This is a genomic window from Vibrio sp. 378 (genome assembly GCF_033339435.1).
The window spans coordinates 1-1,096 of the sequence record NZ_JAWOUO010000141.1 but is presented as its reverse complement, the minus strand read 5'-3'; the positions used below and the strand labels follow the sequence as shown (position 1 = coordinate 1,096).

The 1,096-nt window shown below is 47.1% G+C and carries 1 protein-coding gene; it reads left to right on the top strand.

Features of this window, described 5'->3' with window-relative positions; translation table 11 throughout:
- On the top strand, positions 1–946 hold a 946-nt coding region (sstT, locus tag R7Q48_RS24690), incomplete at its 5' end, for a serine/threonine transporter SstT (RefSeq protein ID WP_318132750.1).
- Positions 947–1,096: the final 150 nt, after the last annotated feature.

Below are 1,096 nucleotides of genomic sequence, written 5' to 3'. Positions count from 1 at the left end.
CGCAGCGCTTCCATCCGTGGTTCTACGCTTCCTTTTCCCGCCCCATCTAACGCTTGTAACCGGCGCTGAAGGTGCAACGCCTCCTCAAGGTATTGCAGAAATCCTACGTACCTTGCTGTTTAAACTGGTTGATAACCCAGTAAACGCACTTGTAGAAGCGAACTACATCGGTATTCTTGCTTGGGGTGTGGGTCTTGGCCTTGCACTTCACCACGCATCAGCAACAACGAAAGCGGTATTTGAAGACCTAAGCCACAGTGTTTCTCACATTGTTCGCTTCATCATCCGTCTTGCACCATTTGGTATCTTTGGTCTGGTTGCTTCAACTTTCGCGACAACGGGTTTCAGCGCGCTAGCAAGCTACGCTCACCTTCTTGCGGTTCTACTTGGCGCAATGATGATTATCGCGCTAGTAGTAAACCCAGCGATCGTATTCTTCAAAACCAAACAAAACCCGTACCCATTGGTATTCCAATGTCTACGTGAAAGTGGCGTAACAGCGTTCTTCACTCGCTCAAGTGCAGCGAACATCCCAGTAAACATGGCGCTATGTGAGAAGTTAGACCTAGATGAAGACACTTACTCAGTATCTATCCCTCTAGGTGCGACCATCAACATGGCTGGTGCAGCAATCACTATCACAACGCTAACGCTGGCTGCAGTGCACACAATGGGTATTGAAGTTGACTTAATGACAGCGCTACTTCTAAGTGTTGTCGCTGCGGTTTCTGCATGTGGCGCTTCTGGTGTTGCGGGCGGTTCTCTACTGCTTATCCCTCTAGCGTGTGGTTTGTTTGGCATCTCAAACGACGTAGCAATGCAGGTGGTAGCGGTTGGTTTCATCATCGGTGTGATTCAAGACTCTGCTGAAACAGCGCTAAACAGTTCAACAGACGTTATCTTTACCGCTGCTGTTTGCCGTTCAGAACAGCAAAAAAGCCAGTAAGATAAACATTGAATAATAGAAAGGGGAGCCTGTTGGCTCCCCTTTTTCGTTGTCGATAATTTATTGTCGATAGAATATGCATTCGGTATCACCTATTGATCACCAATAAACTTTCTGTCAGTTTTTTCTGAAACACGGGTTTTACCCTTA